At 51.7% G+C, this 1,386-nt stretch carries 4 protein-coding genes; all 4 read right to left on the minus strand.

Features of this window, described 5'->3' with window-relative positions; translation table 11 throughout:
- Window positions 1-42: 42 nt before the first annotated feature.
- Complete coding sequence (gene rpmD, locus ABYP33_RS19220; protein ID WP_008248318.1) at window positions 43-219, minus strand: 50S ribosomal protein L30; 177 nt, start codon at window positions 217-219, stop codon at window positions 43-45.
- A 19-nt stretch (window positions 220-238) separates the two neighbouring features.
- Window positions 239-751 (minus strand): 30S ribosomal protein S5, encoded by a 513-nt coding sequence (gene rpsE, locus ABYP33_RS19225; protein WP_008248319.1) that lies wholly within the window; start codon window positions 749-751, stop codon window positions 239-241.
- Window positions 752-762: 11 nt separating this feature from the next.
- The gene (rplR, locus tag ABYP33_RS19230) at window positions 763-1,113 is read right to left on the minus strand and encodes a 50S ribosomal protein L18 (protein WP_373092970.1); all 351 of its coding nucleotides are present in this window, start codon (window positions 1,111-1,113) and stop codon (window positions 763-765) included.
- A 10-nt stretch (window positions 1,114-1,123) separates the two neighbouring features.
- On the minus strand, window positions 1,124-1,386 hold a 263-nt coding region (gene rplF, locus ABYP33_RS19235), incomplete at its 5' end, for a 50S ribosomal protein L6 (protein WP_373092972.1).

Genomic DNA, 1,386 nt, shown 5'->3' on the forward strand with positions numbered 1-1,386 from the left:
GGGAGCCGGGCTCAGCGTGTTTAAACGCATATCGCTCATCACTTATCCCTCAACACGTACTAAATAGTTGACCTTATTGATCATACCGCGCACTGATGGAGTGTCTTCCACTTCAACAGTGTGGCGAATACGACGCAAGCCAAGACCAGCGACGCAGGCCTTGTGCGATTTTAGCCGTCCTGTAACAGAACGAACTAGTGTGACTTTAATCTTGCTCATTGCAAATCCTGCCTATTTCTTAGCCCAAGATCTCTTCAACAGTCTTGCCGCGTTTAGTTGCGACCTCTTCTGGTGAAGAAACGCTTACCAATGCCTTAACAGTTGCACGAACCACGTTTACCGGGTTTGTAGAGCCGTAGCACTTGGCCAGTACGTTATGAATGCCGGCAATTTCAAGCACCGAGCGCATTGCACCACCGGCAATAACACCAGTACCTTCAGATGCAGGCTGCATGTAAACCTTGGAGGCACCGTGACGGCCTTTGACAGCGTACTGGATGGTATCACCCTTTACGTCTACCTGGACCATATTACGGCGGGCAGCTTCCATCGCCTTCTGGATAGCGACCGGCACTTCGCGCGCCTTGCCGCGGCCAAAGCCGACTTTACCATTGCCATCACCAACTACAGTTAGCGCAGTGAAGCTGAATATACGGCCTCCCTTCACCACCTTGGCAACACGGTTAACCTGCACTAGCTTCTCTTGCAAGCCTTCAGTGTTCGCTTTGTCTTTCTGATCGTTATACGCCATCGCCTAAAACCTTAGAATTCCAAACCACCTTCACGGGCAGCATCTGCCAGCGCCTTGACACGGCCGTGGAATTTAAATCCACTGCGGTCAAAGGCGACCTTTGTCACGCCTGCGGCTTTCGCGCGGCCGGCGATCAACTTGCCCACACTAGCGGCTGCAGCAACATTACCAGTCGCACCAGCACGCAACTCTTTATCTAGTGTAGAGGCACTCGCCAACACGACATCACCTGTAGCAGCTATAAGCTGAGCATACATATGACGCGGTGTGCGGTGAATGCTAAGACGTACGGCGCGGAGCTCACGCATTTTAAAGCGAGCACGGCGGGCACGACGTAATCTTGATACTTTCTTATCGCTCATAACCTAGCCTTTACTTTTTCTTCGCTTCTTTACGACGGACGTTTTCGTCTGCGTAGCGAACACCCTTACCTTTGTAAGGTTCTGGTGGACGGAACGCGCGGATCTCGGCCGCTACCTTACCCAGTATTTGCTTGTCGGTACCACTCAAGACAATCTCTGTCTGAGTCGGGGTATCGACTGATACGCCTTCTGGTAACGCGTAATCAATCGGGTGGGAAAAACCCAACACCAAGTTAATGCTATTACCAGTGGCCTTAGCACGGTAACCAACAC

This window comes from Zhongshania sp., assembly GCF_041584495.1.
Lineage (GTDB): Bacteria > Pseudomonadota > Gammaproteobacteria > Pseudomonadales > Spongiibacteraceae > Spongiibacter.

What these genes read in the sequence shown, in the direction of transcription:
- rplR (WP_373092970.1), bottom strand. Translation starts at nt 1,113, where the DNA reads ATGAGCGATAAGAAAGTATCAAGATTACGTCGTGCCCGCCGTGCTCGC.
- rpmD (WP_008248318.1), bottom strand. Translation starts at nt 219, where the DNA reads ATGAGCAAGATTAAAGTCACACTAGTTCGTTCTGTTACAGGACGGCTA.
- rpsE (WP_008248319.1), bottom strand. Translation starts at nt 751, where the DNA reads ATGGCGTATAACGATCAGAAAGACAAAGCGAACACTGAAGGCTTGCAA.